This is a genomic window from Sulfurimonas sp. (genome assembly GCF_029027405.1).
In the GTDB taxonomy this organism is placed as follows: domain Bacteria; phylum Campylobacterota; class Campylobacteria; order Campylobacterales; family Sulfurimonadaceae; genus Sulfurimonas.
Genome location: NZ_CP093396.1, coordinates 1,101,511 through 1,124,995 on the forward strand (window position 1 = coordinate 1,101,511; position 23,485 = coordinate 1,124,995).

The 23,485-nt window shown below is 30.5% G+C and carries 23 protein-coding genes; 16 read left to right on the forward strand and 7 right to left on the reverse strand.

The window, feature by feature from the left end:
• The first annotated feature begins 99 nt into the window (after positions 1-99).
• Both MOV42_RS05125 and MOV42_RS05130 read left to right on the forward strand, forming a co-directional pair.
• A complete protein-coding gene (locus tag MOV42_RS05125; RefSeq protein WP_324172709.1) occupies positions 100-3,126 on the forward strand; it encodes a MutS-related protein in 3,027 nt (1,008 codons plus the stop codon).
• Complete coding sequence (locus MOV42_RS05130) at positions 3,116-4,252, forward strand: hypothetical protein (protein WP_324172710.1); 1,137 nt, start codon at positions 3,116-3,118, stop codon at positions 4,250-4,252. The genes MOV42_RS05125 and MOV42_RS05130 overlap by 11 nt, the downstream gene beginning before the upstream one ends.
• 46 nt (positions 4,253-4,298) lie before the next feature.
• Here MOV42_RS05130 and MOV42_RS05135 read toward each other — a convergent pair whose 3' ends face one another.
• From MOV42_RS05135 to MOV42_RS05155, 5 genes are read right to left on the reverse strand one after another with little or no spacing between them, the layout of a single operon-like run.
• Positions 4,299-5,228 (reverse strand): SPFH domain-containing protein, encoded by a 930-nt coding sequence (locus MOV42_RS05135; protein ID WP_324172711.1) that lies wholly within the window; start codon positions 5,226-5,228, stop codon positions 4,299-4,301.
• Positions 5,229-5,240: 12 nt separating this feature from the next.
• Positions 5,241-5,675 carry an NfeD family protein gene (locus tag MOV42_RS05140; protein ID WP_324172712.1) on the reverse strand — a complete coding sequence of 145 codons (435 nt, stop codon included), beginning with the start codon at positions 5,673-5,675 and terminating at the stop codon, positions 5,241-5,243.
• A gap of 9 nt (positions 5,676-5,684) precedes the next feature.
• Positions 5,685-6,188 (reverse strand): hypothetical protein, encoded by a 504-nt coding sequence (locus tag MOV42_RS05145; RefSeq protein WP_324172713.1) that lies wholly within the window; start codon positions 6,186-6,188, stop codon positions 5,685-5,687.
• A 31-nt stretch (positions 6,189-6,219) separates the two neighbouring features.
• Positions 6,220-6,936 carry a tetratricopeptide repeat protein gene (locus MOV42_RS05150; protein WP_324172714.1) on the reverse strand — a complete coding sequence of 239 codons (717 nt, stop codon included), beginning with the start codon at positions 6,934-6,936 and terminating at the stop codon, positions 6,220-6,222.
• A gap of 21 nt (positions 6,937-6,957) precedes the next feature.
• Positions 6,958-7,239 carry a hypothetical protein gene (locus MOV42_RS05155; RefSeq protein WP_324172715.1) on the reverse strand — a complete coding sequence of 94 codons (282 nt, stop codon included), beginning with the start codon at positions 7,237-7,239 and terminating at the stop codon, positions 6,958-6,960.
• A 187-nt stretch (positions 7,240-7,426) separates the two neighbouring features.
• On the opposite strand from MOV42_RS05155, the gene MOV42_RS05160 reads away from it, so the two are divergent.
• The 12 genes from MOV42_RS05160 (at position 7,427) to MOV42_RS05215 (ending at position 19,351) form a co-directional block, all read left to right on the forward strand.
• On the forward strand, positions 7,427-7,744 hold the full coding sequence (locus tag MOV42_RS05160) for a hypothetical protein (RefSeq protein ID WP_324172716.1): 318 nt from the start codon (positions 7,427-7,429) through the stop codon (positions 7,742-7,744).
• Between the two features lie 304 nt (positions 7,745-8,048).
• Entirely contained in the window at positions 8,049-8,396 is a 348-nt protein-coding gene (locus MOV42_RS05165; RefSeq protein ID WP_324172717.1) for a hypothetical protein, read from the forward strand.
• A 3-nt stretch (positions 8,397-8,399) separates the two neighbouring features.
• Entirely contained in the window at positions 8,400-9,494 is a 1,095-nt protein-coding gene (gene dapE / locus MOV42_RS05170; protein ID WP_324172718.1) for a succinyl-diaminopimelate desuccinylase, read from the forward strand.
• Complete coding sequence (locus tag MOV42_RS05175; protein WP_324172719.1) at positions 9,494-9,883, forward strand: Rid family detoxifying hydrolase; 390 nt, start codon at positions 9,494-9,496, stop codon at positions 9,881-9,883. The genes dapE and MOV42_RS05175 overlap by 1 nt, the downstream gene beginning before the upstream one ends.
• Before the next feature lie 80 nt (positions 9,884-9,963).
• The gene (locus tag MOV42_RS05180) at positions 9,964-10,563 is read left to right on the forward strand and encodes a TetR/AcrR family transcriptional regulator (protein WP_324172720.1); all 600 of its coding nucleotides are present in this window, start codon (positions 9,964-9,966) and stop codon (positions 10,561-10,563) included.
• Entirely contained in the window at positions 10,557-11,783 is a 1,227-nt protein-coding gene (locus tag MOV42_RS05185; RefSeq protein ID WP_324172721.1) for a TolC family protein, read from the forward strand. Before MOV42_RS05180 ends, MOV42_RS05185 begins: the two co-directional genes overlap by 7 nt.
• The gene (locus MOV42_RS05190; protein WP_324172722.1) at positions 11,783-12,535 is read left to right on the forward strand and encodes an efflux RND transporter periplasmic adaptor subunit; all 753 of its coding nucleotides are present in this window, start codon (positions 11,783-11,785) and stop codon (positions 12,533-12,535) included. The genes MOV42_RS05185 and MOV42_RS05190 overlap by 1 nt, the downstream gene beginning before the upstream one ends.
• 5 nt (positions 12,536-12,540) lie before the next feature.
• Complete coding sequence (locus tag MOV42_RS05195; RefSeq protein WP_324172723.1) at positions 12,541-15,582, forward strand: efflux RND transporter permease subunit; 3,042 nt, start codon at positions 12,541-12,543, stop codon at positions 15,580-15,582.
• Positions 15,583-15,595: 13 nt separating this feature from the next.
• Positions 15,596-16,555 carry a lipid A deacylase LpxR family protein gene (locus tag MOV42_RS05200; RefSeq protein ID WP_324172724.1) on the forward strand — a complete coding sequence of 320 codons (960 nt, stop codon included), beginning with the start codon at positions 15,596-15,598 and terminating at the stop codon, positions 16,553-16,555.
• 72 nt (positions 16,556-16,627) lie between these two features.
• Positions 16,628-17,215, forward strand: coding sequence for a TetR/AcrR family transcriptional regulator (locus MOV42_RS05205; protein ID WP_324172725.1), 588 nt, complete (start codon positions 16,628-16,630; stop codon positions 17,213-17,215).
• Positions 17,216-17,220: 5 nt separating this feature from the next.
• Positions 17,221-18,099 carry a hydrogenase gene (locus MOV42_RS05210; protein ID WP_324172726.1) on the forward strand — a complete coding sequence of 293 codons (879 nt, stop codon included), beginning with the start codon at positions 17,221-17,223 and terminating at the stop codon, positions 18,097-18,099.
• A complete protein-coding gene (locus MOV42_RS05215; RefSeq protein ID WP_324172727.1) occupies positions 18,092-19,351 on the forward strand; it encodes a nickel-dependent hydrogenase large subunit in 1,260 nt (419 codons plus the stop codon). Before MOV42_RS05210 ends, MOV42_RS05215 begins: the two co-directional genes overlap by 8 nt.
• 44 nt (positions 19,352-19,395) lie before the next feature.
• Here MOV42_RS05215 and MOV42_RS05220 read toward each other — a convergent pair whose 3' ends face one another.
• Positions 19,396-19,806: a hypothetical protein gene (locus tag MOV42_RS05220; RefSeq protein WP_324172728.1), complete on the reverse strand. Its 411-nt coding sequence runs from the start codon at positions 19,804-19,806 to the stop codon at positions 19,396-19,398.
• Between the two features lie 158 nt (positions 19,807-19,964).
• Entirely contained in the window at positions 19,965-21,308 is a 1,344-nt protein-coding gene (gene gatA, locus MOV42_RS05225) for an Asp-tRNA(Asn)/Glu-tRNA(Gln) amidotransferase subunit GatA (protein ID WP_324172729.1), read from the reverse strand.
• A gap of 186 nt (positions 21,309-21,494) precedes the next feature.
• On the opposite strand from gatA, the gene MOV42_RS05230 reads away from it, so the two are divergent.
• The gene (locus tag MOV42_RS05230; RefSeq protein ID WP_324172730.1) at positions 21,495-22,922 is read left to right on the forward strand and encodes a catalase; all 1,428 of its coding nucleotides are present in this window, start codon (positions 21,495-21,497) and stop codon (positions 22,920-22,922) included.
• A complete protein-coding gene (locus tag MOV42_RS05235; RefSeq protein WP_324172731.1) occupies positions 22,919-23,398 on the forward strand; it encodes an ankyrin repeat domain-containing protein in 480 nt (159 codons plus the stop codon). The genes MOV42_RS05230 and MOV42_RS05235 overlap by 4 nt, the downstream gene beginning before the upstream one ends.
• The last annotated feature ends 87 nt before the right edge of the window (positions 23,399-23,485 follow it).

Here is a 23,485-nt window from a genome sequence, read left to right on the forward strand (position 1 = left end):
TACAATTGTACAATATATTAAATAAAATATAACATAAAAATTAAAAAAGTTTTAACTATGATATAATCTGATATCAATTAATACAGTGGAAAATGATATATGCTCTCATCAGATGTAAGTTCTATTTTAAACAATAAAGACAGATTATTGACTCAAACATACTTTGATTTACAAAGATATTTTGAAGAAAAATATGGAACTGATACAGTTGTTTTTATGGAGATAGGAACTTTTTTTGAAGTATATGAAATCAACAATGATGAAGAACAAATTGGTAAAGCAAAAGAGATAGCAGAACTTTTAAATATCCAGCTTACGAAAAAAAATAAAAGCATCATAGAAAACTCAGACAAAAATCCACTTTTAGCAGGTGTACCTGCTGTCTCTTTTGAAAGATACTTAAGCCGTTTGATAAGTGAGCAAAAACACACCATAGTTGTTGTAAAACAAAAAGGTAATCCACCAAAAATAACTAGACACATAGCACAGATAATTTCCCCTGGTACAAACTTTGAGCATATTGTAGATAATGATGATAACTATATAGTTTCTATTTTAGTTGATAAACACAAAGGCATTTACACTGTAGGTTATTCTGCCATAGATGTGACAACTGGAAAGACTTGGCTTTATGAAACTCATGGAACAAGTGAAGACCCATCTTATGCCTTAGATGAGATTTTTAATCTTTTAAACATATATAGAACTGCAGAAGTGGTTTTGAGTTTTTTAGATGGTGTTGATGATCAACGACATGTCTTGCAATACCTTGAAATTCCTGAACATTATCACTACTCTGTAAATAACCAAAGACCTAAGATTGATTTTCAAAACAAGTTATTTAAAGAAGTTTACCAAATCCAATCTCTTCTTTCTCCAATAGAGCATCTAGACCTAGAACGCTCTGCTATGATAAGTGAATCTTTAGCGGTTTTGATTCATTTTGTAATAGAACATGATATGCATATAGTTCAAAAGCTAAATATGCCACGCCTTATAGACAATCGTCGTTTTATGTATCTTGGAAATAATGCACTTGAACAAGTTGGCATAATTTCTAAAGATAGAAATGAGTTTACACTTTTAAAACTTATGGATAAAAGTTCTACTGCTATTGGACGAAGGTTATTAAAAGAAAGACTTCTTAACCCTATTATGGAAAAAGATGAGCTAGAAAGAAGATATAACTTAATAGAGAAAGTATCTTCACATACAAGATTTTTAGATGAAACAATGCGTGGCATCTATGACCTTGAAAGACTTGCTCGTAGATTAAATCTAGGGAGACTTCATCCTTTTGAAATGAACCATGTTTATGAGTCTATGCTAAGTGTTAAAGATTTGATGAACTATGTTAAAAAGTATAAAATTCAACGCACTCCATTTCATGAAAATGAATTAGATGAATTTTTAAGAGATATATCTAAAAGTATAGATTTAGATGTATCAAGACGCTTTACTTCTAACACCATTGATGAGAATTTTTTAAAAAGTGGAGTTGATGAGTCAGTAGATGTTTTAGTTGAAGAAAATTCTACGATTCTTATTGCTTTTGAAGATATTATGAAGAAAATTCAACAGATGCTAGAATCTGCAAACTCAAATAGTTCTAAAGGTTTAGTCTCTCTTGGCATCTTAGAAAAAGAGGGTTATTATATATCTCTTAGTAAAAATCGATTTTCTATGATAGAAAAAGAGTTTAATACTCAAGAAGATTTTAAAAATTTTGTCGTAAAAAAACTTACTAATAGTGTAAAAATAACATCTTCTTTTACAGATATTTTATCTGATAAAATCATGAAAAACCGAAGAAAAATCGTAATTTTAGTAAAAGATAGATTTGTTAATCTTCAAAGCATCTATGAAAGACGCTACTCTTTGCTTTTTGATAGAGTTATAGCTTATGTATCAGATTTAGATGTTGGTGTTAGTTCTTCAAAAGTAGCACAGATGTATAAACACTCTAGACCTATGATAGTTGATGTCCAAAGTGATGAGAATTTTATGCAAATTATGCAACTTAGACATCCTCTTATTGAGATACAAGAAAGAGGTGGCATCTATGTTCCAAATGACATAGTTATGGGAAATCGTAACTATATGGACTTACCACATCCAAAAACTGTTATGCTTGAAGTTGATGTTCATGATGGTCACGATATAAATGGTGTCCTTTTGTACGGTATAAACTCTAGTGGAAAAAGTTCTTTGATGAAGAGTATTGGTATAGCCACGCTTATGGCTCAGTCTGGTTTCTTTGTAAGTGCGGCTGTTATGAAGTTTTCTATTTTTGATTCTCTATTTACGAGAATTGTCTCAAAAGATAACCTTGCTAAAGGGCTTTCTACTTTTGCAGTAGAGATGCTAGAACTTAAAAATATTTTCAACCGTGCAACAGTTCGTTCTCTTGTTTTAGGCGATGAGATAAGTCATGGAACAGAAACACTCTCAGGTGTTGCCATAGTGTCTAGTGCTATTATAAAACTTGCAAAATTGCGTTCACTATTTCTTTTTGCAACTCATCTTCATCAACTCTCAACAATGAAAGAAATTACAACGCTTGATAATGTTGTTAATTTACATTTGAGCGTTGAGTATGATGAGAGCAAAGATTTACTACTTTTCAACAGAGTCTTGCAAGGTGGAAGTGGTAGTAGCATCTATGGTTTAGAGTTTGCAAAATCACTTCACATGGATAGTGAATTTTTAGAAATAGCAAACAAGATAAGAAAAAGACTTGCAAATGATTTTGATGAGTTAGAACTTTTGGTAAAAAAGAAAAAGAGTAAGTATAATAAAGAACTCTATGTAACAAAGTGCGTAATTTGTGGGGCAATGGCGGAAGATGTTCATCATATCTCACAGCGTTCACTAGCCGATGAAGCTGGTTTTATAGGGCATTTTCATAAAGATAATAAGCATAATCTTATTCCATTATGCAAGGATCATCATAATGATATACATAGTGGAAAACTTAAAGTAGATGGTTTTATGATGACATCAAATGGTCTTGAACTTCAGTTTGAAGAGCAGATGAGTAAACTAAAGGTTACTAAGGTTATAGAACCCGAGATAAATGAAAAAAAAGATGATGAATCAAAGGAATTTGTTTTAGATGACTGGTAAGATGATGAAAGTATATATAAGTTTTAGTCTATTATTAATTTCTTTTTTTATAAGTGGCTGTACTGGTTTAAAAGAAAGTTTAGCATCTACTATGGAGGTTCCAACTTTAGAAAAACAGATAAATAATGCTTCTATATGTATCGCAATAGTTAGAGAAAATAATTTAATTCTTAAAAATATGGAAATATCTTCAGATGCCACTTGGCCAAAAAAGATAAGCGAACCAATAAGTAGCGAGCAAAAAGTAAAACTTACTAAACTTCTTATGTATGACCCATACTATGCAACTGTTAGGCATACAGATGTAATTCAAAAAATTCCACCATTAGCTTTTAGTGCTACAAATAAGTTAGAAATTTTATATGGTAAAGATATCCAAAACTGGCCTAAATTTTTTGATAGTGAAAATTATTTAGGTGATTTTTTAGAGTTTAAAAGTGGAAAATTACTGGATATAGAAGTAATTCAAGGTGATATTTATCAAAATATATCAAAGGCAATTATATCTTTAGCTCCTATAAACTTACAAAAAGATTTATTTTTTTCAGAGTATGAAATGCAAGGTGCTTTTAGTGAGGTGGTAAATTTAAAAGCTAGAGAAGGTGAGTTGAAAAACCCTTTGTTTGAATCACAAGAGATTCCAACTAAAAAAGAGTTAAAACTTATAAAAATAGAGTTAAAAAATGCTGAGGTTAAGGCAAATGAAAAAGAAAAAATATACTTTACTCTTTTAGATGGAGCCATTATAGCCTTGGAGAAGGAGATAGATTTAGAAGAAAAAAACTATATTGATTTAGCTATAAATATAAATCTTGTAGCACAAGAAGTTCAACGAAGTTCTATAGATGCGTATGCATCTTTTGGTATAACTTTGAGAAAAATACAAGTCAATAATATGTTTAAAAATTTTAATACTGAACTTGATAGTTTGGCAAAAGCTAAGCTATTTGTTCCAAGAGCTTTACAAGAAAAGTACAATCAGCGTGTAGCAAGACTAATGAAAAATAGTATTTATTTCTTGCCAAATATATTTATGGGAACTTACTATGCTCATAAACAAGCAAAACTAGCACAAAAATATATAGAGTTTACGAATATTATTATTGAGGCTTATGCTTTAAAGTAATTAAAAGCTTACCTACAAATAGCTATTTGTTATATTTCTTTTTAGTTTATTCTTTAGCACTAATTTCTGATCCTAAATATCCAAGAGAGCCAACTACACCAGCTAGACTTTTTTGCCAGTCTGCTGGCATAAATACGACTTTAGAATTATCAGATTCTGATAGTTCTTTCACACCGTCAATATATCGTTGTGCTAGTAAATAGTTTGGTGCCATTTCTCCTGAAGCTAATCCTTGATTTACAATTAACATAGCTTTTCGGTCTCCACCTGCTAGTTCAACTTTTGCTTGTGCTTCAAGTTTTGCAGCTGCTAGTCTTCCTTGTGCCTCTAAAATTGTAGCTTGTTTTTGACCTTCAGCTTTTGCGATAGATGCTTGTCTATCTCCATCTGCTATTAATATTGTGGCTTCTCTATCTCTATCAGCTGCAGCCTGTCTTTCCATCGCCTCTTGTAGGTTATCACTAGGGCGGATATCTTGAACTTCTAAGTTTCCAAGTGTAAGACCCCATCCAGTTAGTGAATCTCTAATTTTTTCTGCAACTTGCGCTTTAATTTGGTCGCGTTGAGAAAGTGATTCATTTAGTGTCATACCACCAATTACTGCACGAAGTGTTGTAGTTGTCATATTTGCGACAGCACTCTCAAAGTTACTAATAGAATAAGATGCTTTTCCTGGATCAGTAACACGGTAAAAAACTACGGCACTAATGATTACTACAGCATTATCTTTCGTGATTACTTCTTGATCTCTAGTTTGTTGAATAAGCTCTTTTGTTATGATTTTGTAAGCTACACTATCAACAATAGGAATAAGTAAGCTTAATCCTGGTAATAATGTTTTACTATATTTTCCTAATCTTTCAATAACCCATTCTTCACCTTGTGGCACAATACGCACCATCTTAGATAGAGTAAATATTACTCCAACAACTAGGACAAGTGAAAAGATAACACTAATATCTACAGTTTCATACATTATAACTTCCTTTTATTTTTTTTCAACAACGAGGGTATTCCCACGAAGTTCAACGATTTTAATTTCGATACCAGCTTCTATTTCACCTTCTAGACAAACTGCTGGCCAACTACGACTTCCAAGAATAGGTTCTAATAATTCAACTTCTCCCTCTTTAGCATCTGAAATAGATGTAGAAGTAACACCATAGTTACCAACAAATTCATTATGTGTACCAACACGAGAAGTAGGGGAATCTGCTATACGATTTTTTTTAAAAATAACCACACCAATAAACATAAATATAGATGCAACAATAAGTTGCCAAAAGAAAGATTCAGGTGATAAGTATGCCACAAGTGCAGAAAACAAAAAACCTATTCCCGCAAAAAGAGCAAAAAAAGTGGGGATGTTCATTTCGACAATAAATGCTAAAATGCTCAATATTAACCATATATAGTATGACATTCTTTATCCTTATATAAAAGTAGATGCATGTTTTAGAGAAAGCTGATTTAGTTCTTGTAAACGAGGACCATTAATAAGTTTTATAAACACGCTAATAGAAATAATAACTAAAGGAATCATAATTTTTCCACTTACTAAAAAAAGTACAATCCCAGCAACAGCAATGACTTCAATCAAAGACCATATAATAAAAAGTGACGAAAGGTAATTACTTATAAATGCAGGCTCATCTGTTTTTTCTTCAGTAGTTTCTTTTTTCTTGAAAATAGAATTAGATGTAAGCATTTTATTACGAGTTATATTCACAATAATAATTAAAACTGCTAGAACAGCTATTGAAGAGTATTCAATTTTAGTTAGTATATCTATATCTGTCAAAATTGGTGCAATAGGAGAATACTTATATATATAAATAATAAGTAAGCCATATATGACATCTCCAAATACCAACATAAAATGAACAAGTCTAAATGATTTCATTTTTTTACTAATCAACTCATTTATTTCTGTCATTGTTATCCTTGTATGAGAACTTATACCTTTTCTAATTGGCTTTTCTTAAATCATCTATATATGCTAGTTCATTTAAAGCTATTTTATTGTGTGGATCAATTTTTAAAGATTCATTGAAATATTCTTCTGCTTTATTCAAATCTTTTAAGTCGATTAACGTAGAGCCAATACCTCTCAATGCCATTGCTTTCCATACTTTTTGACTATCAAATTGATTTGACAACTCAAGAGCTTTTTTATAATACATAAAAGCATTGGGTTTATTACCTTCTCTACTTGATATGAAAGCCAACTCAGTGAAAATATTTGCTGCAAAAGGTGCTAATTTATTTGCTATCAATAATAGCTTTTTTGCTATTTCAAGTTCCTTCTTATCAACATGTATATATGCTTTAAAATAGTAGGCTCTACTATAAGACTCATCTAGCCATATAATTTTCTTTTTTGTTTGATTTTGATATTCAATAAATTCCTCTTTATTAAGAAAACATCTATATAGTGTTTCTTTATTATCCATCTTAATAATTTTTTCAAATTTTAATATAACTTCATCTAGTAAAATATTTGCTTCTACATATTTATGTTGATCTATTAATTTTTTAGCAGAGTCAACTAATATTCCAGTCTCACTACCTAAACTTCTTTCTTGTTTAATATTAATGAAAGTCCCGTGAACTATACTATCTGCATTCAAAGTAAAGTGAAAGAGAAGAGTAAGAGATATTAGTGTTGTATTTATTATTTTCATTTATTCTTTCCTTTCAATATTTTAATTTGTAAAACCTTTAGTCTTCATACATGATAATGCATCTTTATAAACCTTATCTCCATTTTGTCTCATTCTTTCTTTGTAAACTGCATTTCCACTATAGGATTTCAGAATGTATGACTTGGCTATTTTACGTTGTTCTTCAAATTTACATTCATTTAATGCCTTATTTAGCATTATCTTATTCGGACTATCTTTGTTAATTTGTTTCCATGAACCAGCACAACCTGTAAATCCAATTATTATAAGAAAGCCTACCGTTATATAATTTAATTTTTTCATTTTATTCCTTTATTTGTTTCATTAAAATAACTATAATCTTTCAAAAGCTAATAAAATAAGTGGTTATTTAAATCATATCTCTTGTATGTGGCAACATGATAGCGTTATTTTACGATTAATCTTCTTAATATGCTCTTTTTTTAAAAATAATAATGTATAATATATTTTGTTAATACAAAGGAATAAAATGAAAAAATTAAATTATATAACGGTAGGCTTTTTTATAGTAATTGGTTTATCAGGTTGTGGAGCGAGTTGGGCAAACTTGGACAATACAAAAGCTAATGATGCAGTAATAAAATCAGCAAAAATTAAATGCCAATATAATAATAAAGAGCAAAAATTGATGAGAGAACGAGATACTAATAATTATTTAATAAGTATCGCCAATATAGAAGGAAAAGCAAAAGAAAAATTATTAGATATAAATAAAGAAAAGAAAAAAGAATTTAATGAAGAAATAAATTCCTGCATGAAAAAAGAAGGGTTACAAAGAAAGATATAGACAATTTATTTAAATACTTTTTTCCGTTAAAACTGAGATACGCTCATGTGAAGGAATCTAGACTTTTATACTGAAAATAAATCAAAAGTCTTATTTGAATGTCCCCTATAAATTGAATTTGATGCTTATAAATTAGTAAGACAGATGCAAAGCTATGTTGAAAAAATTATTGTTGGATATGGAGAAAAATTTGAAATTAATTTTGGGTACTTACTTAGTCACAACACATCATATATAAATATTAAGAAAAAGCATTTTTAACCAAAAAAGTGTATAATTACTTTTTTTAAGATAAGGAATAAAAATGAAAAAATTAATACTATTATCAACAGTTGCATTGGCACTTATGTTTAGCGGATGCACACAAGAAGCACAAAATAAGATAGGCAGAAGTATCCAAAATTGGACAGGAACAAATGGAGTTTTGGATATTTATATGGGTGAAAAACTTGTGAAAAGATTTATAAATATAGATAAACTTTCAACTGCAGAAGCAACACAAGGTGGAGCATCTAGAACTTACAGATATGGTTATGGCATCTTAGATGAAAACCAAAATCTTAAAGTTGATGAAGGTGAAAAAAAGCTTTATTTTGAGATAAGTGATTATGCAACTTCTTATATATTTTATGAAAATCCACAAGCAAAATAATATATGAACACCTTAGAACTTTTCAAATATATGGTTTCAAAAAAAAGTGAAACACCTGATGATGGTGGACTTTTAGACTTTATAGAAAAATATTTACCAGATTTTAAAGCCATACGAGTAGATATGCAAGGTGTTAAAAATCTTTTTATTTATAAAAAGTTTACAGAAGGTGAGCATCTATGTTTTGCTGGGCATGTTGATGTAGTTCCCGCTGGAGAAGGTTGGAATACAAAGCCTTATGAAGCTACACAACTAGATGGATATATCTATGGTCGAGGTACTCAAGATATGAAAAGTGGTGTGGCGGCATTTACTCAGGCTGTTAAAGAGGTAAAAAACTTTAAAGGTACTCTTTCTCTTCTTTTGACTTCTGATGAAGAGGGTGATGCAATTTATGGGACTATAAAAATGTTAGAGTATTTAAAGAAAAACTCTATGCTTCCAGATGCTGTTGTTGTTGCTGAACCAACTTGTGAAGAACGATTTGGAGATGCTATAAAGGTAGGAAGAAGAGGCTCTATTAATGGTTATCTAACTTTAAAAGGGAAACAAGGTCATGCAGCTTACCCAGAGAAAGCAATAAACCCTATTCATAACATAGCATCTAGACTTTTAAATATGGCAGGGATTAATTTAGATGATGGAGATGAGTTTTTTTCTCCTAGTAAATTTGTTATAACAGATATTCGTTCAGGTATGCAAGTAACAAATGTAACACCAAATCATCTCGACATGATGTTTAATATCAGAAACACAACTCTTACAACGGGGAAAGAAGTTAGAGCATTTGTAGAAAAAAACTTAGAAGGTTTGGACTTTGAGTTAAAACTCACACAAGGCTCATACCCTTTCAAAACAGATACAGATACAAAAATAGTCAAACACATAGATGCAGCCATAGAAAGTGTAACAGGAATAAAGCCTAAACACTCAACAGCTGGTGGTACTTCAGATGCTAGGTTTATTGCACCACTTGGTATAGATGTTATAGAGTTTGGAGTTATAAATGACACCATTCATGCTGTAAATGAAAGAACAACTTCAAAGGAAATTCTAGAACTTTATGAAGTATTTAAAAAATTAATTAAGGATTATTAATGAAATTTGTTCAAACTAAAAAAGCACCATCAGCCATAGGACCATATTCTCAAGCAGTTGTGGCAAGTGGTATGGTTTATACTTCGGGGCAGATAGCTCTTACTCCAGAGGGTGTTATGCTAGAAGATGATGTAGTAATTCAAACTAAGCAAGTTTTAAATAATTTAGAAGCTGTCTTAAATGAAGCTGGTAGCTCTATGAGTCAGGTAGTAAAAACTACTATCTTTATAGCATCTATGGATGACTTTGGGATTATCAATGAAATCTATGAAGAAGCTTTTTGTTCGCATAAACCAGCTCGCGCAACAGTTGCTGTAAAAACTCTTCCTAAAAATGCTCTAGTTGAGATAGATGCGGTGGCGTTAGTAAGTAAAGGTATAAATCATTAAATTTACATTATTTTAAGGAAAAAAAATATACAATTCCTTTAAATGACCGACAGTCAGTCATTTATTTTTTAAGGAATAATATGGCAATAATAGTAGATAAAGTTCAAAAAAGAAAAGATATAGCACTAGCTTGTAAAGAGATATTCTTCCAAAATGGTATAAATGATCTTACCGTTTCTCAAGTAGCAAAAGCTGCAGGAATAGGGAAGGGCACTATATATGATTATTTTAAAAATAAAGAAGATATAGTTTTTGAAATAGTGAATATTTTGATGCAAGAACATAATACAATGATGCATATTAAATTAGCTAACGCTTCTAGTACGAGAGAAAAAGTAAAATTTTTTTCAAGTATATTTTATGATGAAGAAGAAAAAGAACTACGACAGCTGTATAAAGAATTCATATCTATATCTTTAACTAACCCGCTTAAAGAGATGATAGAGTTTCAAACAGCACATACAAATCACTACTATAATTGGTTGTTGGTTTTACTAAATGAAGGTATAGAAAAAGGTGAGATAAAAGAAGGCTCACAGGACTTAGCTTGTGGACTTTTTGTATCTGCAACGGGTATGTTTATTGTAAATTCAGTTACAAATACAATTGATGATTTAAAGTTAGAGATAGATAAGTTTACAGATGCAATTTTTGATTTAATAGAGGTGAAGCAATGCTGAGATTTTTAATATTTTTAATCCCAATTTTTTTATATGCAGATAGTTTAAAGTCGATTTTAGAATTTGCTAGTATAAATAGTGATTTAGTTGTATCTAAAACTTACTCAAAAGAATCAAAAAAAATTCAAGTAGATGCAAGAAAAAGTGCTTACTATCCCACTTTGGATGTTGGTGCTTTTTATCAAAGTCTAAATCAAAAAAGCCCTTTTCAAGCAGGTGACACATATAGCGCTTATGCCAAACTATCTTTTGATATATATGATGGTGGAAGTAAATCAAATTTACTCTCACAAAGTGAAAAAGAACATATAGCTTCAGAGTTTGACTTAGAATCAACAAAAAAGAGTTTAAGTTTAAAAATAACAGAGAATTTTTTTAATATAAAAAGTTTAGAAGCTTCCATGGCATCTAGAGATGAAGCAAAAAAGTCTCTACAAGAACAGTTAACTAGAATGAAAAGATTTTTCACTGCAAAACTTGCAACAAGCGATGATGTAGATAGACTTCAAGCTGCTTATGATACAAATATTTATGAAATGGAATCAATTCGTTTAGATATTTTAACTATTCATAAAAGATTAGAGTTATTTGTCGGTAAAAAAATATACTCTTTAGAAGATTCTAGTTTTAAAGAGTATGTAAAATCTGATATGCAACTTATCGATAGTGTAAAATCATTGATGGCTCTTCAAGATGCCCTTGTTTATGGAGCTGAGTCAATTGATAGTGTTTATTATCCTAATATAAAAATAGAAGATACATATAATGCTTATGGATATAATAGAACTGATAATCTTCACCCAAAAGGTTTAGACAATCAAAATAAACTAATGCTTTCTCTTAATATGAGACTTTTTGATATGGGAGTTGTTTCTAAAAGCAAAGAAGCTGTTATAATTAATTCTCAAGTTATCAATACTCAAGTGGCTTACGCAAATAAAGAACAACTTATGCAGTATAATTTAGCTGTTGTAAGAATAGATATAAGTAATGTAAAAATAAAAAGTGCTACAAGTGCTTTAAAATCAGCAACTAGTGCATTTAAAACGATAAGTAAAAAATATGACGCAGGTATAGTTGATAATATTGTTTATCTAGATGCACTTAGTTCTCAAACAAATGCTAAAGCTTTATATGAAAAATCAATAAATGATTTAGAAGTTGCTTATGCAACTTACTATTACTATGCAGGAAAAAATATAGAGGAATTTATAAAATAATGATGAAAATAATTTTAAGTTTTATGGTGTTCATGGTTAGTTTAAATGCAGCAGAGATATATGCAACATTTAGTATCCAAGCAAAAAAAAGTGCAAACTTAGCATTTTACTCTAGTGGAATAGTTGATAAAGTTTTCGTAGATGTGTCAAGTAAGGTTAAAAAGGGCGATAAGTTAGTAGAACTTCAAAATGATGACTTAAGAGCATCTCTTAGAATGGCAAAGGCTAAACTAAAAAATGCTGAGGTATCTCTAAAGTTTGCTAAAAAAGATTATGATAGACAGTTACTTATAAAAGACCTTATAGATGAAGCAAAGTTTGATAAATATCTTTTTACTTATGAAAGTGCAAATGTCGCACTCTCATCTGCAAAAGCTAACTTAGCTTATCAACAATCACTTTTAGATAGAACACTTATTAAAGCTCCTTTTGATGGCATAATATTTGAAAAAACTGTAGAAGTTGGCGATGTTGTAAGTGGGATGATGCTTCGTACTGTTTTTAAGATTCAAAGTCAAAGAGATAGAAAATTGATTTTAGAGTTTGATCAGAAGTATTGGAAAAAGGTAAAAGTTGGAAACAGTGTAAAATACACAGTTAATGGCGATAAAAAAGTATATACTGGAAAAATATCAAAAGTTTACCCATATGCAAACTCAGAAAATAGAAAAATCAAAGCAGAAGTAAAAGTTAAAAACTTTATTGTTGGTTTGTTTGGAGATGGGTATATCTTAGTACCTGATGATAAGTAGTTTTTATGTACAAATATGCAATAAATAAACCAATAACAACTTTAATGTATGTTGTTACCTTAGTTATATTTGGATTGATGAGTTATAAGACTATGCCTTCATCACTTTTTCCAAATGTTGACTTTCCTATTGTTACTATCAAAACGATTTATCCAGGAGCAGAAGCTAGTACGATAGAGTCTCAAGTAACTGATAAGATAGAAGAAGCAGTTTCTAGCATCGGTGGAATAGATAGCATTATGTCAAGCAGTAGTGAAGGGATAAGTGTAGTTACTATTAAGTTTTTCCTTGAAAGAGAGATAAATGAAGCTACAAATGATGTTAGAGATAAAGTTTCAGCAGTTCTTCTTCCAAGTGATGCAAAAACTCCGCTTGTAAGTAAGCTTGATATTGGTGGGGCATCTGTAGTTAATATTTTTGTAACTGCAAAAAATGATACCGTTGAAAATCTAATGGTTTTTGCAGATGAAAAAGTAAAACCAAAACTTCAAAAAATTAATGGAGTTGGTGGCGTAAATATTATTGGATATCAAGAAAGAGAGATAAAAATATTTCCAAACCCTAGACTTTTAAATAAGTTTGGCATAACAATTCGTGAGTTAAATGATATTGTAAAAAGAGAAAATGTAAAGATAGGTGGTGGAAAACTTATAACAAGCACTCAAGAATTTATACTAAAAACAAAGTCAGATGCTCTAAGTGTAGAAGAACTTGAAAATATAAAAATAAAAGATGACATAAAACTAAAAGATATAGCAGTTGTTAAAGACACTCTGAGTGATGCTAAAAGTTATGCATCTTATAATGGTGTAGAAGGCGTAATGCTTGAAGTACAAAAAATATCAGGTACAAATACCATAGATATAGTAAGTAGAGTAAGAGCAGGTGTACCAGAATTACAACAACTTTCAGGTGAAAAGTATGAAGTGAAAGTTTTAAACGATACCGCACCTTTTATTGTCCACTCTTTAAAAGATGTTGAATTTGACCTTATTTATGGAGCAATTTTAGCGGCTATTATTGTCTTTGTATTTCTAAGAAACTTAACTATTACACTTGTATCAGCTCTATCTATTCCAGCATCTATCATGGGTACATTTGCTTTGATGGATTATATGGGATTTGATTTAAACAAGATGACTCTAATTGGCTTGACCTTAGCTATTGGTATTATTATTGATGACGCTATTGTTGTTATAGAAAATATTTATAAAAAGATGGAAGAAGGTATGGGTAAACTTGAAGCCGCAGTTGAAGGAACAAAAGAGATGGCATTCACTATCTTGGCAATTTCAGCGATGCTCTTAGCCGTTTTTATTCCTGTTTCTATGATGAGTGGTATAGTTGGAAAGTTCTTTGAATCATTTGCAATGACAGTTAGTTTTGCAATTATCATTTCTTACACAATTGCTCTGAGTTTTATTCCTAGTATTAGTGCAAGAGTATTAAATAAGGATGAGAGTAGATTTTATAACAAAACTGAAGCTATATTTGTTTCGATTGAGAAAGGATATGAGAAAATTCTAAAGTTTGTATTGAGATTTAAAGTAAGTACACTTATTTTTGTTTTTCTTGTTTTCTTTGCATCTCTTAGTCTGTTTCCAAGGATAGGTATGGACTTTATACCAAAAGAGGATAAATCAGAGCTAGAGATAAAAATAAAGGCTGCTTCAGATATATCTTTAGAAGAGATGATTAGACAATCAAAAGAAGTTGAAAATGTTATTAAGGAAAATGAAAATGTTGTTTATTCAACTCTAAACATTGGTTATACCACAGCACAAGAAAAACATAAAGCTATCATATATGTTAAGTTGATAGAAAAAGATAAACGAGTGTTAAGTCAAGAAGAGATAACTCAAAACTTTAGAGAGATGCTAAAGAAGTTTTCTGATAAGATGTTTATAACAGCTGCAGCTATTCCAAATATAAAAGGTGCTGGTGCATCTGTACCTTACCAAATAGTTTTAAAATCAGACTCTTTTGAAAACCTAGAGATAGCAAAAAATAACTTGACAAACTATATGAAAGAGAAAAAAGGCTTTGTTGATATAGATACAAATCTAGATGATATGAAACTTCAAATAGATGTAAATATTTTAAGACAAAACGCAAATAGATATGGCATCTCGGCATCTGCAATTGCACAGGCAATTTCAACAGCATTTTCAAGTGATATAGAAATTTCTTACTTTGAAGAGTATGGAAAGCAGTATAACATTACGCTGAGGTTTGATGATGACAATAGAGTTGATATTAATGATATAAAAAAGATTCAACTTCGTGGAGTAAATGGAGAGATGATATACCTAGATGGTCTTGTTACCTTAACTCCAAGTAAGGCTATGGCATCTATAAATCACTTTGATAGACAAAGACAAATAACTATATATTCTGATCTTTTTGGACTTGATTTAGGTGGAGCTGTTTCATATACAAGAGATAAAATAGATGAATTGCTACCAGAGGGTGTTAGTTATAGATTTACAGGTTTTGCAGAAGAGATGGAAAAAACAGGTAAAGCTTTTGGTGTTGCTATTGGATTATCTGTAATTTTAATGTTTATTATTTTAGCGATTCTTTATGAGTCGCTTATTCAGCCAATTATAATTATGATGGCACTTCCTCTTAGTATTATTGGTGTTTTGTTGGCACTATATATATCAGGATTACAATTTAGTCTTTTTGTGATGATTGGGTTTATGTTACTTATGGGAATGGTTGGTAAAAATGCAGTATTACTTGTTGATTTTGCAAACGGTGCGATGGATAGAGGAAAAAATGCAGATGAGGCACTCATAGAAGCTGGTGAGAAAAGACTTAGACCTATTTTAATGACAACAGTGGCTATGGTCTTTGCAATGCTTCCTCTAGCTATTGGAGATGGTCTTGGTAGTGAAACAAAAGCACCAATGTCAATTTCTATCATTGGTGGATTAATTAGTTCTATGGTTTTAACTTTGCTTGTTGTCCCTGTAATGTATAAAATTATAAATCCAATAGATAGATTTTTGAAAAAGTATTATGAAGTAAAGAGAATTAAGTGATAAGAATAACTTTATGAAATATATAAAACAATTATTATTCTTAGTGTTTGTATCTACTCTAAATGCTGATCAGTTTTCATTTCAATTTAACAATGATTTTTTTGCAGGAACTGATCAGCATTTTACAAATGGGGTAACGATAAGCTGGCTTGATGATACATTTAATCAAGATGATAATTCTACTGATAAAAATCCTCTTAAAATCAGTGAGATAAATTCGAATTATAATTTTGGTCTAAGCATTTCTCAGATAGTAATAACACCTATGGATACAACAATCTCGACCCCTCAATATGATGATATTCCGTATGCTGGATATTTAGCACTTTCTGCTTATCTCTTTGAGTGGAATGCAAATAGTTTTAACGAGTTTAGAATTGAGGTTGGTGTTGTCGGAGAAGAAGCTCTTGGAGAGCAAGTCCAAAATGGATTTCATACCCTTGTTGGAAATGAAAAATTAAAGGGTTGGGATACACAACTAGGGACACAATATACAATAAATGCTTTATTTAGACATGGTGATATAAGTTGGAAATCACATAAAAATGAAGGCTTAAGTATGGATTGGTTTAACCACTATGGACTTAACATTGGTAATTTTATAACAGATGTTTTTGTTGGAACTATGTTTCGTATAGGGGAAAACTATATAGAAAATTTTAATGCACATTATCCATACCTAAGAAAAGAGGCAACTCTTCTTCAACTTGCAAAGCATAATCGTGGTATTGGATGGGCATTAAGTGCCGGACTAAATGGAGAACTATTAGCATACTCACATATTTTAGATAAAGCAAAAAGTGAGGGATATGAAACTAGCAAAAGAACTTTCAAGGCTTCACTATATATAGGTATAGATATAGTGTACAATATTCATAAAATTACATATTTTTATCAAGCTCAATCAGCAGATACATACAAACAAAATAGCCCTATTATATTTGGTGGATTTATGTATTCCTACCAATTTTAAGTAATTATACTTACAAGTTTATAGTATACTTTCAATAGTGGTTATCAAAAAAAAACTACTAGGAGAAAGTATTTGTCAAGTAAAAAAGAGCAAAGAAGAGAGCAAATTATGCAAAGTGCATTGGAACTTTTTGCCTTAAAAGGTTTTTACAATACAACTATTCCTGACATTGCGTCTTCACTAAAAATGAGTGTTGGAAATATGTACAATTATTTTAAATCAAAAGATGTATTAGCAAAAGAGATTATAAAATATATATCTATATATCTTGGAAATAAAATAAGAGAAGTAAATGAATTAGATATATCAACAGAGGAAAAAACCAGAAAAATCATAGAAGTATACTTTAAAACAGCTTCTTTAAAACCTGAAATGATTGATTATTTTTTAAGAATTTATCTATCAAATCGTGAAGTTTTTCAAAACGGATGTGAAGGGATGATTTGTGTAAATGAGTTTGTTACAGAAATTATGATTTATTTTGAAGAGGGCGTAAAATGTGGAGATTTAAGAGATCAAGATTTCTTTAGTGCCTTTGGTCTTTTTATGGGTTATTTAGGTGGAATGGTATTTTTAAAAGGTGAAAATATTTTACCTCGTGAACTAAATGAATATGTAGATGATATATCTTTAAATATTTACAGAGCTTTAAAAGTATAGATAGAATGGAAAAAACAAGAGTATTGTGGTTAAGTGCAGTGGCTTGCAATGGCAATACACATTCTTTTTTAAATTATCCTTTTTTAGAACAATTTTTTAATGATTTTGAGTTTATTTATCATCCGGTTATTGACTCAGAATACTCGTTAAAAGATATAGTTAGCAAAAATATTGCTTGCGATATTTTACTTATAGAAGGTTCAATAACACCTGAACTAAAACGAGCAGATATATCAGTCGTAAAAATCATAGAAAAATACTCTAATATAGTTAGTAAAATAGTTACGGTGGGAACTTGTGCAACTTTTGGTGGTATTTTTAAAGATAGCCAATACGAAGATATAATGGGTTTACATTTTGATGAAGATAAACCAAGTAATAAATTTAAAAATATAAAACATAAAACTATCTCTATATCTGGTTGTCCAATACATCCAGAAGTTTTAGTAAACACTATGTACTCTATAAGAAAAAATGTGAAAATACAACTAGATGGTTTCCTTAGACCAAAAGAGTATTTTTCATATACAGTTCATAATGGTTGTGTAAGAAATGAATACTTTGAGTATAAAATAGATGAACATAAATTTGGAGAGTTAGAGGGCTGTATGTTTTATGATCATGGATGCCAAGCACCATTTACACATGGTAGTTGTAATAAAATACTCTGGAATGAAGTAAATTCAAAAACAAGAGCAGGTTTACCTTGCATGGGCTGTACTGAGCCTAGTTTTCCAAAACAAAATCTTTTTAAAACAAAGAAAAATATGGGAATACCAGAAAACCTTCCTTTGGGAGTTGGTAAAAGAACCTACTTAACACTTGCTGGAATTAGTAAAGCGTTTACAATAGATAGATTACAAAAGAAGTTATTTGATGATTAAACTAATAGAAAAAATAGAAGGTGAAGCAAAGCTGAATTTTAATTTTAAAGAAAAAAAAATTGATTTTGTAGATATAGAGTTTATGTCAACAAGAAGTATAGAAAAGATGCTAGAAGGAAAATCAGCACTAGATGCTCTAGTTATAAACCCAAGAGTTTGTGGCATCTGTGGACATGCTCATTTGATAGCTACTGTTAAAGCTATAGAAGATTGTTATGATGATTTAAAGATTTCTAAAAAAGCTGAAATATTACGAGAATTAACTCTAAACTTTGAATTAATTCAAAATCATTTTAAGTGGTTTTATTTAACTATGCGACCTCTTTTTGGAGAAAAACAGGAACTCTTCAAAGCTACCTTTCCGGCTCAACTAATGTCAAAAGCTATTGCTGTTTTTGGAGGTCAATATCCTCATACTTCTTATGCTATAGTCGGTGGAGTAGTTTGTGAAATTACAGAGATGGATATTATTAAAATCACTCATTATTTAGATGAAACTATAAAGTTTTTTAAAGATAATGTTGTAGATGGAGATGGTGAAAATCTTTTGACATGTAGAAATATTGATAAAGTTTTAAATAAAAAAGGTGATCTTGCAGATATTTTAAAAGAGATAAAAAAAAGAGAATGGATAAACCTTGGAAAGAGTTATGACAGATTTATAGTTTTTGGGCAAAACAGTTACTTTAATAGTGGTAAATCTGTAAAAACTAGACTGATACAAAATTTATCATATAGCTATGTAAAAGAAGAGCAAAATAATAACTCTTTTGCAAAAAATGTAAGCTATAAAGGTAAATATTTTGAAGTAGGACCATTAGCTCGTGCAATGGTAAATAAAATTCCTTTAATTAAAGACGCTCATAGAAAGTATGGAGATAGTATATTTACAAGAATTTTAGCTAGAGTTTGCGAAACTGCACATCTTTTGGCACATTCTAAAAAACTTTTAGATGAGTTAGATTTAAGTGAGCCTTCTTTCATCAAACCATCAGTTGATATATCAAAAATTGATGGAGTTGGTCAGGCAAGTGTAGAAGCAGCAAGAGGCTCTTTGGTACACAAAGTAGAATTAGAAAAAGGAATCATTAAAAATTATGAAATTATTACTCCAACGCAGTGGAACTTAAGTGGTGGAACAAAAGAAAACCAAGGAGTATCGCAAAAAGCAATGATAGGCTTAAGTGATGTAAAAGTAGCAGAGCTAGTTTTTAAAACCTTTGATGTTTGTTCTGTTTGTACTACACACTGATAAATATTTTATTTAGAGTTAATGTAGATTATATTTATTTAAGTTCATTCTTTACCTAAAACAATTTTGTTGTCTGTCAAATCTTTTACCCAATAACGGATTTTTCTTCCTTCAATTTGATAATCAATAATATATTCATGACCTGCTAAATAATTTACCTTTCCAACATTAACATTAGCCAAAGCTCCACCATTATTATAAGCACAAAATATAGTGTGTTGACCCTCTTTAACCATAATAGATCTATGCCCAGCACCAACAATAAGCTTATTAAAAAGACTTATTACTCTTTTCCCATCAACTTGTCTTATTCTTAAGCTCCCTGCAGTCTTAATTATGCTACTTTCCTCTTTTGGTGCTTTGCCTATATTTACCAGTTTTGGTTCCCTTGATGAACATCCAGTATATCCTATAATCATTGTTAGTGTAATAATCCCGTAAAGTAATTTTCTCATTGTATTCCTTTTTTAAATAAACAATTTATTGTTTCATAAAACTGTTGGTAAAGTATATCATTTATATCTTAGAATATTGTTAGATTTTGATAAAATTTACTGTTGTAACTTTTAGAATAAATCTTCCCACAAAAAAAGTGGGAAAGTTAAAAAAATTACTAAAAGTTATAGTTAAGTTGTTTTTCCAAAGAAAGAGAACCATCAAAAAGTGTTTGTTCATCATAGGCTTTTGCAATTAGTTGTAGTCCAACAGGCATACCTTCTGCATTTTTAGATACTGGAAGTGCTAGGGCAGGTAGTCCAGCAAGGTTTACAGAAATTGTGTAAATATCACTCAAGTACATATCCATTGGGTTTTCTAATTCTCCAAATTTGTTTGCTGTTGTAGGCGCAACAGGAGATAAAATCAAGTCAACATCTTCAAATATTTTTTTATAATTATCTTTTATAAGCTGTCTTGTTTTTTGAGCTTTTACATAGTAAGCTTCATAGTATCCACTAGAAAGTACAAAGTTTCCAAGTAAGATACGACGCTTAACTTCATCACCAAAACCATTACTGCGAGTTTTTATGAAAGTATCTTCAAGGTTTGAGCCTGTTACGCGATTTCCATATCGGATACCATCATATCTAGCAAGGTTTGTTGTAGCTTCTGCTGTTGCTGTGATATAGTAAGCAGAGATGTCAAATTTAGCGTTCATCATCTCTTTCTCAACTATCTCATGTCCAGCAGATTTAAGAGCCTCTATGGCTTTCTCGTAAGCTTCTTTAACATCTTTACTTGCATTTTCTAAATACTTTGGAAGTATTGCAATTTTTAGTTTTCTATTTGGGTTTAAATTTGGAGTTACTTTATCATCCATTTTTGCATTTGTAGAGTCTTTATCATCAGATCCACTTATGATGTCATATAAAATAGCGGCATCTTCTACATTTTGTGTCATAGGCCCTATTTGGTCAAGACTAGATGCATAAGCACCAAGACCATAACGACTGACTCTTCCATAAGTTGGTTTCATTCCTACGATACCACAAAAGGCGGCAGGTTGACGGATAGAACCACCAGTATCACTTCCTAGAGCTGCTATAGCCAAACCAGCACCAACAGCAGCAGCACTTCCACCAGAACTTCCCCCAGGTACACAATCAGAGTTATGAGGATTTAAAGTTTTTCCATAAAAGCTTGACTCAGTTGTAGAACCCATAGCAAATTCATCCATATTTGTTCTACCAAATGGGGATAATCCAGCATCTACCATTTTCTCAATCACAGTTGCATTGTATGGAGAGATATAACCTTGAAGAATATTAGACCCAGAAGTAACAGCCCAGTCTTTTACTTGAATGTTGTCTTTGATAGCGATAGGAACACCATCCCCTTTTTCATTTACATCTATATAGGCATTTAAATCTTTATTTGCTTCTATTTTTGTGCGTAATTCTTTTTTAAACTTGTTTAATTCTTCTTTACTAAGTGAAAGAGCTTCTTTTAATGTGATCAATAAAGTTCCTATCTTTTAAAATATAATTTCGATTATATCTAAATAATAGTTGCGTATATCTTTATAAGGATTAAAAAATTTGTATATTAACTAGAGATAATCAATATGAATTATTAAAAGATAAAAATTATCCTTTAAGCTTTCCTGCGTTACAATTTCATTATTAAAGAAATGAAAGGAAATAAAATGAAAAATATAACAACCACAGCTGGTGAAGCACTTGGTAGCCATCAGGATTCATTAACGGCAGGTGTACGAGGACCGCTTTTAATGCAAGATTATGCATTAATTGAAAAACTTGCTCATCAAAATAGAGAAAGAATTCCAGAAAGAACTATGCATGCTAAAGGTTCAGGTGCTCATGGAACTTTAACTATTACGCATGATATTTCAAGATATACAAAGGCTGATATATTTAGTGAAGTTGGTAAAGAAACACCTCTATTTTTAAGATTTTCAACAGTTGCTGGAGAAAGAGGAGCCGCTGATGCGGAGAGAGATGTTAGAGGATTTGCTATTAAGCTTTATACTCAAGAAGGCAACTGGGATTTAGTTGGAAATAATACTCCTATATTTTTTGTAGCAGATCCGTATAAGTTTCCAGATTTTGCTCATACTCAAAAAAGAGACCCAAGAACAAATATGAGAAGCTCTACAGCTATGTGGGATTTTTGGTCACTGACTCCAGAAAGTTTACACCAAATAACAATACTTTTTTCAGATCGTGGCTTACCAATAAGTTATAGACATATGCATGGTTTTGGTTCACATACATATAGCTTTATAAATAAGAATAATAAAAGAACTTGGGTTAAATTTCACTTCAAAACTCAACAGGGCATAAAGAATATGACGAATGAAGAGGGTAACAAAATTATAGCTAATGATAGAGAAAGTTCTCAAAAAGACTTATATGAATCTATTGAGAATAAAGACTTTCCAAAATGGGATTTTAAAATTCAGATTATGAGTGAAGAACAAGCTAATAATCATAAAGATAATCCTTTTGATTTAACTAAAGTTTGGTCACAAAAAGAGTATCCTCTTATAGATGTTGGTATTTTAGAGTTAAATAAAAATCCAAATAATTACTTTAATGAAGTTGAACAAGTGTCTTTTTCGCCATCAAATGTGATTCCAGGAATTGCTTTATCACCAGATAAGATGCTTCAGGCTAGAGGTTTTGCTTACCCAGATGCTCAAAGATACAGAGTAGGAACTCATTATGAGGCACTACCGATAAATAGACCAATATGTGAAGTAAATACATATCATAAAGATGGTTCAATGAGTTTTGAAGATATTAATAAAAAAGCAGGAATTATCTATGAACCAAATAGTTTTGATGGAGCAAAAGAAGATTCACAATATTTAGAGCCGTCTTATGCTTTAGAAGGTAATGCCGCAAGATATGATAGAAGTTTAGAGAATGATCATTTTTATCAGGCAAGAGATTTATTTAATCTTATGGATGATAGTCAAAAAAATCAACTTTTTTCAAATATAGCAGCTGCAATGGATGGAGTTCCTTCTGAGATTATTAAAAAGCAGTTAGCACTTTTTGAGCAAATTAGTTCAAATTATGCAGCTGGTGTTAAAATGGCATTAGAATGAATATTACAAAAGAAGAAGAGCAGAGATATCTTGAACTTCAACTGACTGCATTGGATTTTGCCAGAGAAGGAAAGACAAAAGAGCTGAGTTCCATGATAAAACATGGTATGAGTGTTAATCTTTGCACACATAAAGATGATTCTTTGCTTATGCTTGCAACATATAATGGAAATTTTGAAACATCTAAAATGCTTCTTAGTTATGATGTTGATATCAATAAAATAAACCTTAGGGGACAAACTCCCCTTGAAGGTGTTTGCTTTAAAGGTAATATAGATATTGTTAAATTATTAGTTGAAAATGGTGCGAATAGTGATGGAAAAGCAATTATTTATGCAACAATATTTGGAAATAAAGATATAGTTGAGTATTTAAAAAAACATGGTTCAAAGAGTTTAAAAAATAATATTTTAGGTATAAAAATAGAGCTTATAGCATTAATGATTTTCAAGTTAAAAAAATTATTTTTTAAATAATTTAACAAGAAAAATCCCTAGTCCGACTCCTATAAATATAGCCCCAATGCTTAAGGCTATAAATGTAGGCTCGACAGGTTGAGAAAA

Bases quoted from the DNA above. Each gene is read 5' to 3' on its own strand.
- MOV42_RS05125 (WP_324172709.1), top strand. From the start codon at position 100: ATGCTCTCATCAGATGTAAGTTCTATTTTAAACAATAAAGACAGATTA.
- MOV42_RS05130 (WP_324172710.1), top strand. From the start codon at position 3,116: ATGACTGGTAAGATGATGAAAGTATATATAAGTTTTAGTCTATTATTA.
- MOV42_RS05135 (WP_324172711.1), bottom strand. From the start codon at position 5,228: ATGTATGAAACTGTAGATATTAGTGTTATCTTTTCACTTGTCCTAGTT.
- MOV42_RS05140 (WP_324172712.1), bottom strand. From the start codon at position 5,675: ATGTCATACTATATATGGTTAATATTGAGCATTTTAGCATTTATTGTC.
- MOV42_RS05145 (WP_324172713.1), bottom strand. From the start codon at position 6,188: ATGACAGAAATAAATGAGTTGATTAGTAAAAAAATGAAATCATTTAGA.
- MOV42_RS05150 (WP_324172714.1), bottom strand. From the start codon at position 6,936: ATGAAAATAATAAATACAACACTAATATCTCTTACTCTTCTCTTTCAC.
- MOV42_RS05155 (WP_324172715.1), bottom strand. From the start codon at position 7,239: ATGAAAAAATTAAATTATATAACGGTAGGCTTTCTTATAATAATTGGA.
- MOV42_RS05160 (WP_324172716.1), top strand. From the start codon at position 7,427: ATGAAAAAATTAAATTATATAACGGTAGGCTTTTTTATAGTAATTGGT.
- MOV42_RS05165 (WP_324172717.1), top strand. From the start codon at position 8,049: ATGAAAAAATTAATACTATTATCAACAGTTGCATTGGCACTTATGTTT.
- dapE (WP_324172718.1), top strand. From the start codon at position 8,400: ATGAACACCTTAGAACTTTTCAAATATATGGTTTCAAAAAAAAGTGAA.
- MOV42_RS05175 (WP_324172719.1), top strand. From the start codon at position 9,494: ATGAAATTTGTTCAAACTAAAAAAGCACCATCAGCCATAGGACCATAT.
- MOV42_RS05180 (WP_324172720.1), top strand. From the start codon at position 9,964: ATGGCAATAATAGTAGATAAAGTTCAAAAAAGAAAAGATATAGCACTA.
- MOV42_RS05185 (WP_324172721.1), top strand. From the start codon at position 10,557: ATGCTGAGATTTTTAATATTTTTAATCCCAATTTTTTTATATGCAGAT.
- MOV42_RS05190 (WP_324172722.1), top strand. From the start codon at position 11,783: ATGATGAAAATAATTTTAAGTTTTATGGTGTTCATGGTTAGTTTAAAT.
- MOV42_RS05195 (WP_324172723.1), top strand. From the start codon at position 12,541: ATGTACAAATATGCAATAAATAAACCAATAACAACTTTAATGTATGTT.
- MOV42_RS05200 (WP_324172724.1), top strand. From the start codon at position 15,596: ATGAAATATATAAAACAATTATTATTCTTAGTGTTTGTATCTACTCTA.
- MOV42_RS05210 (WP_324172726.1), top strand. From the start codon at position 17,221: ATGGAAAAAACAAGAGTATTGTGGTTAAGTGCAGTGGCTTGCAATGGC.
- MOV42_RS05215 (WP_324172727.1), top strand. From the start codon at position 18,092: ATGATTAAACTAATAGAAAAAATAGAAGGTGAAGCAAAGCTGAATTTT.
- MOV42_RS05220 (WP_324172728.1), bottom strand. From the start codon at position 19,806: ATGAGAAAATTACTTTACGGGATTATTACACTAACAATGATTATAGGA.
- MOV42_RS05230 (WP_324172730.1), top strand. From the start codon at position 21,495: ATGAAAAATATAACAACCACAGCTGGTGAAGCACTTGGTAGCCATCAG.
- MOV42_RS05235 (WP_324172731.1), top strand. From the start codon at position 22,919: ATGAATATTACAAAAGAAGAAGAGCAGAGATATCTTGAACTTCAACTG.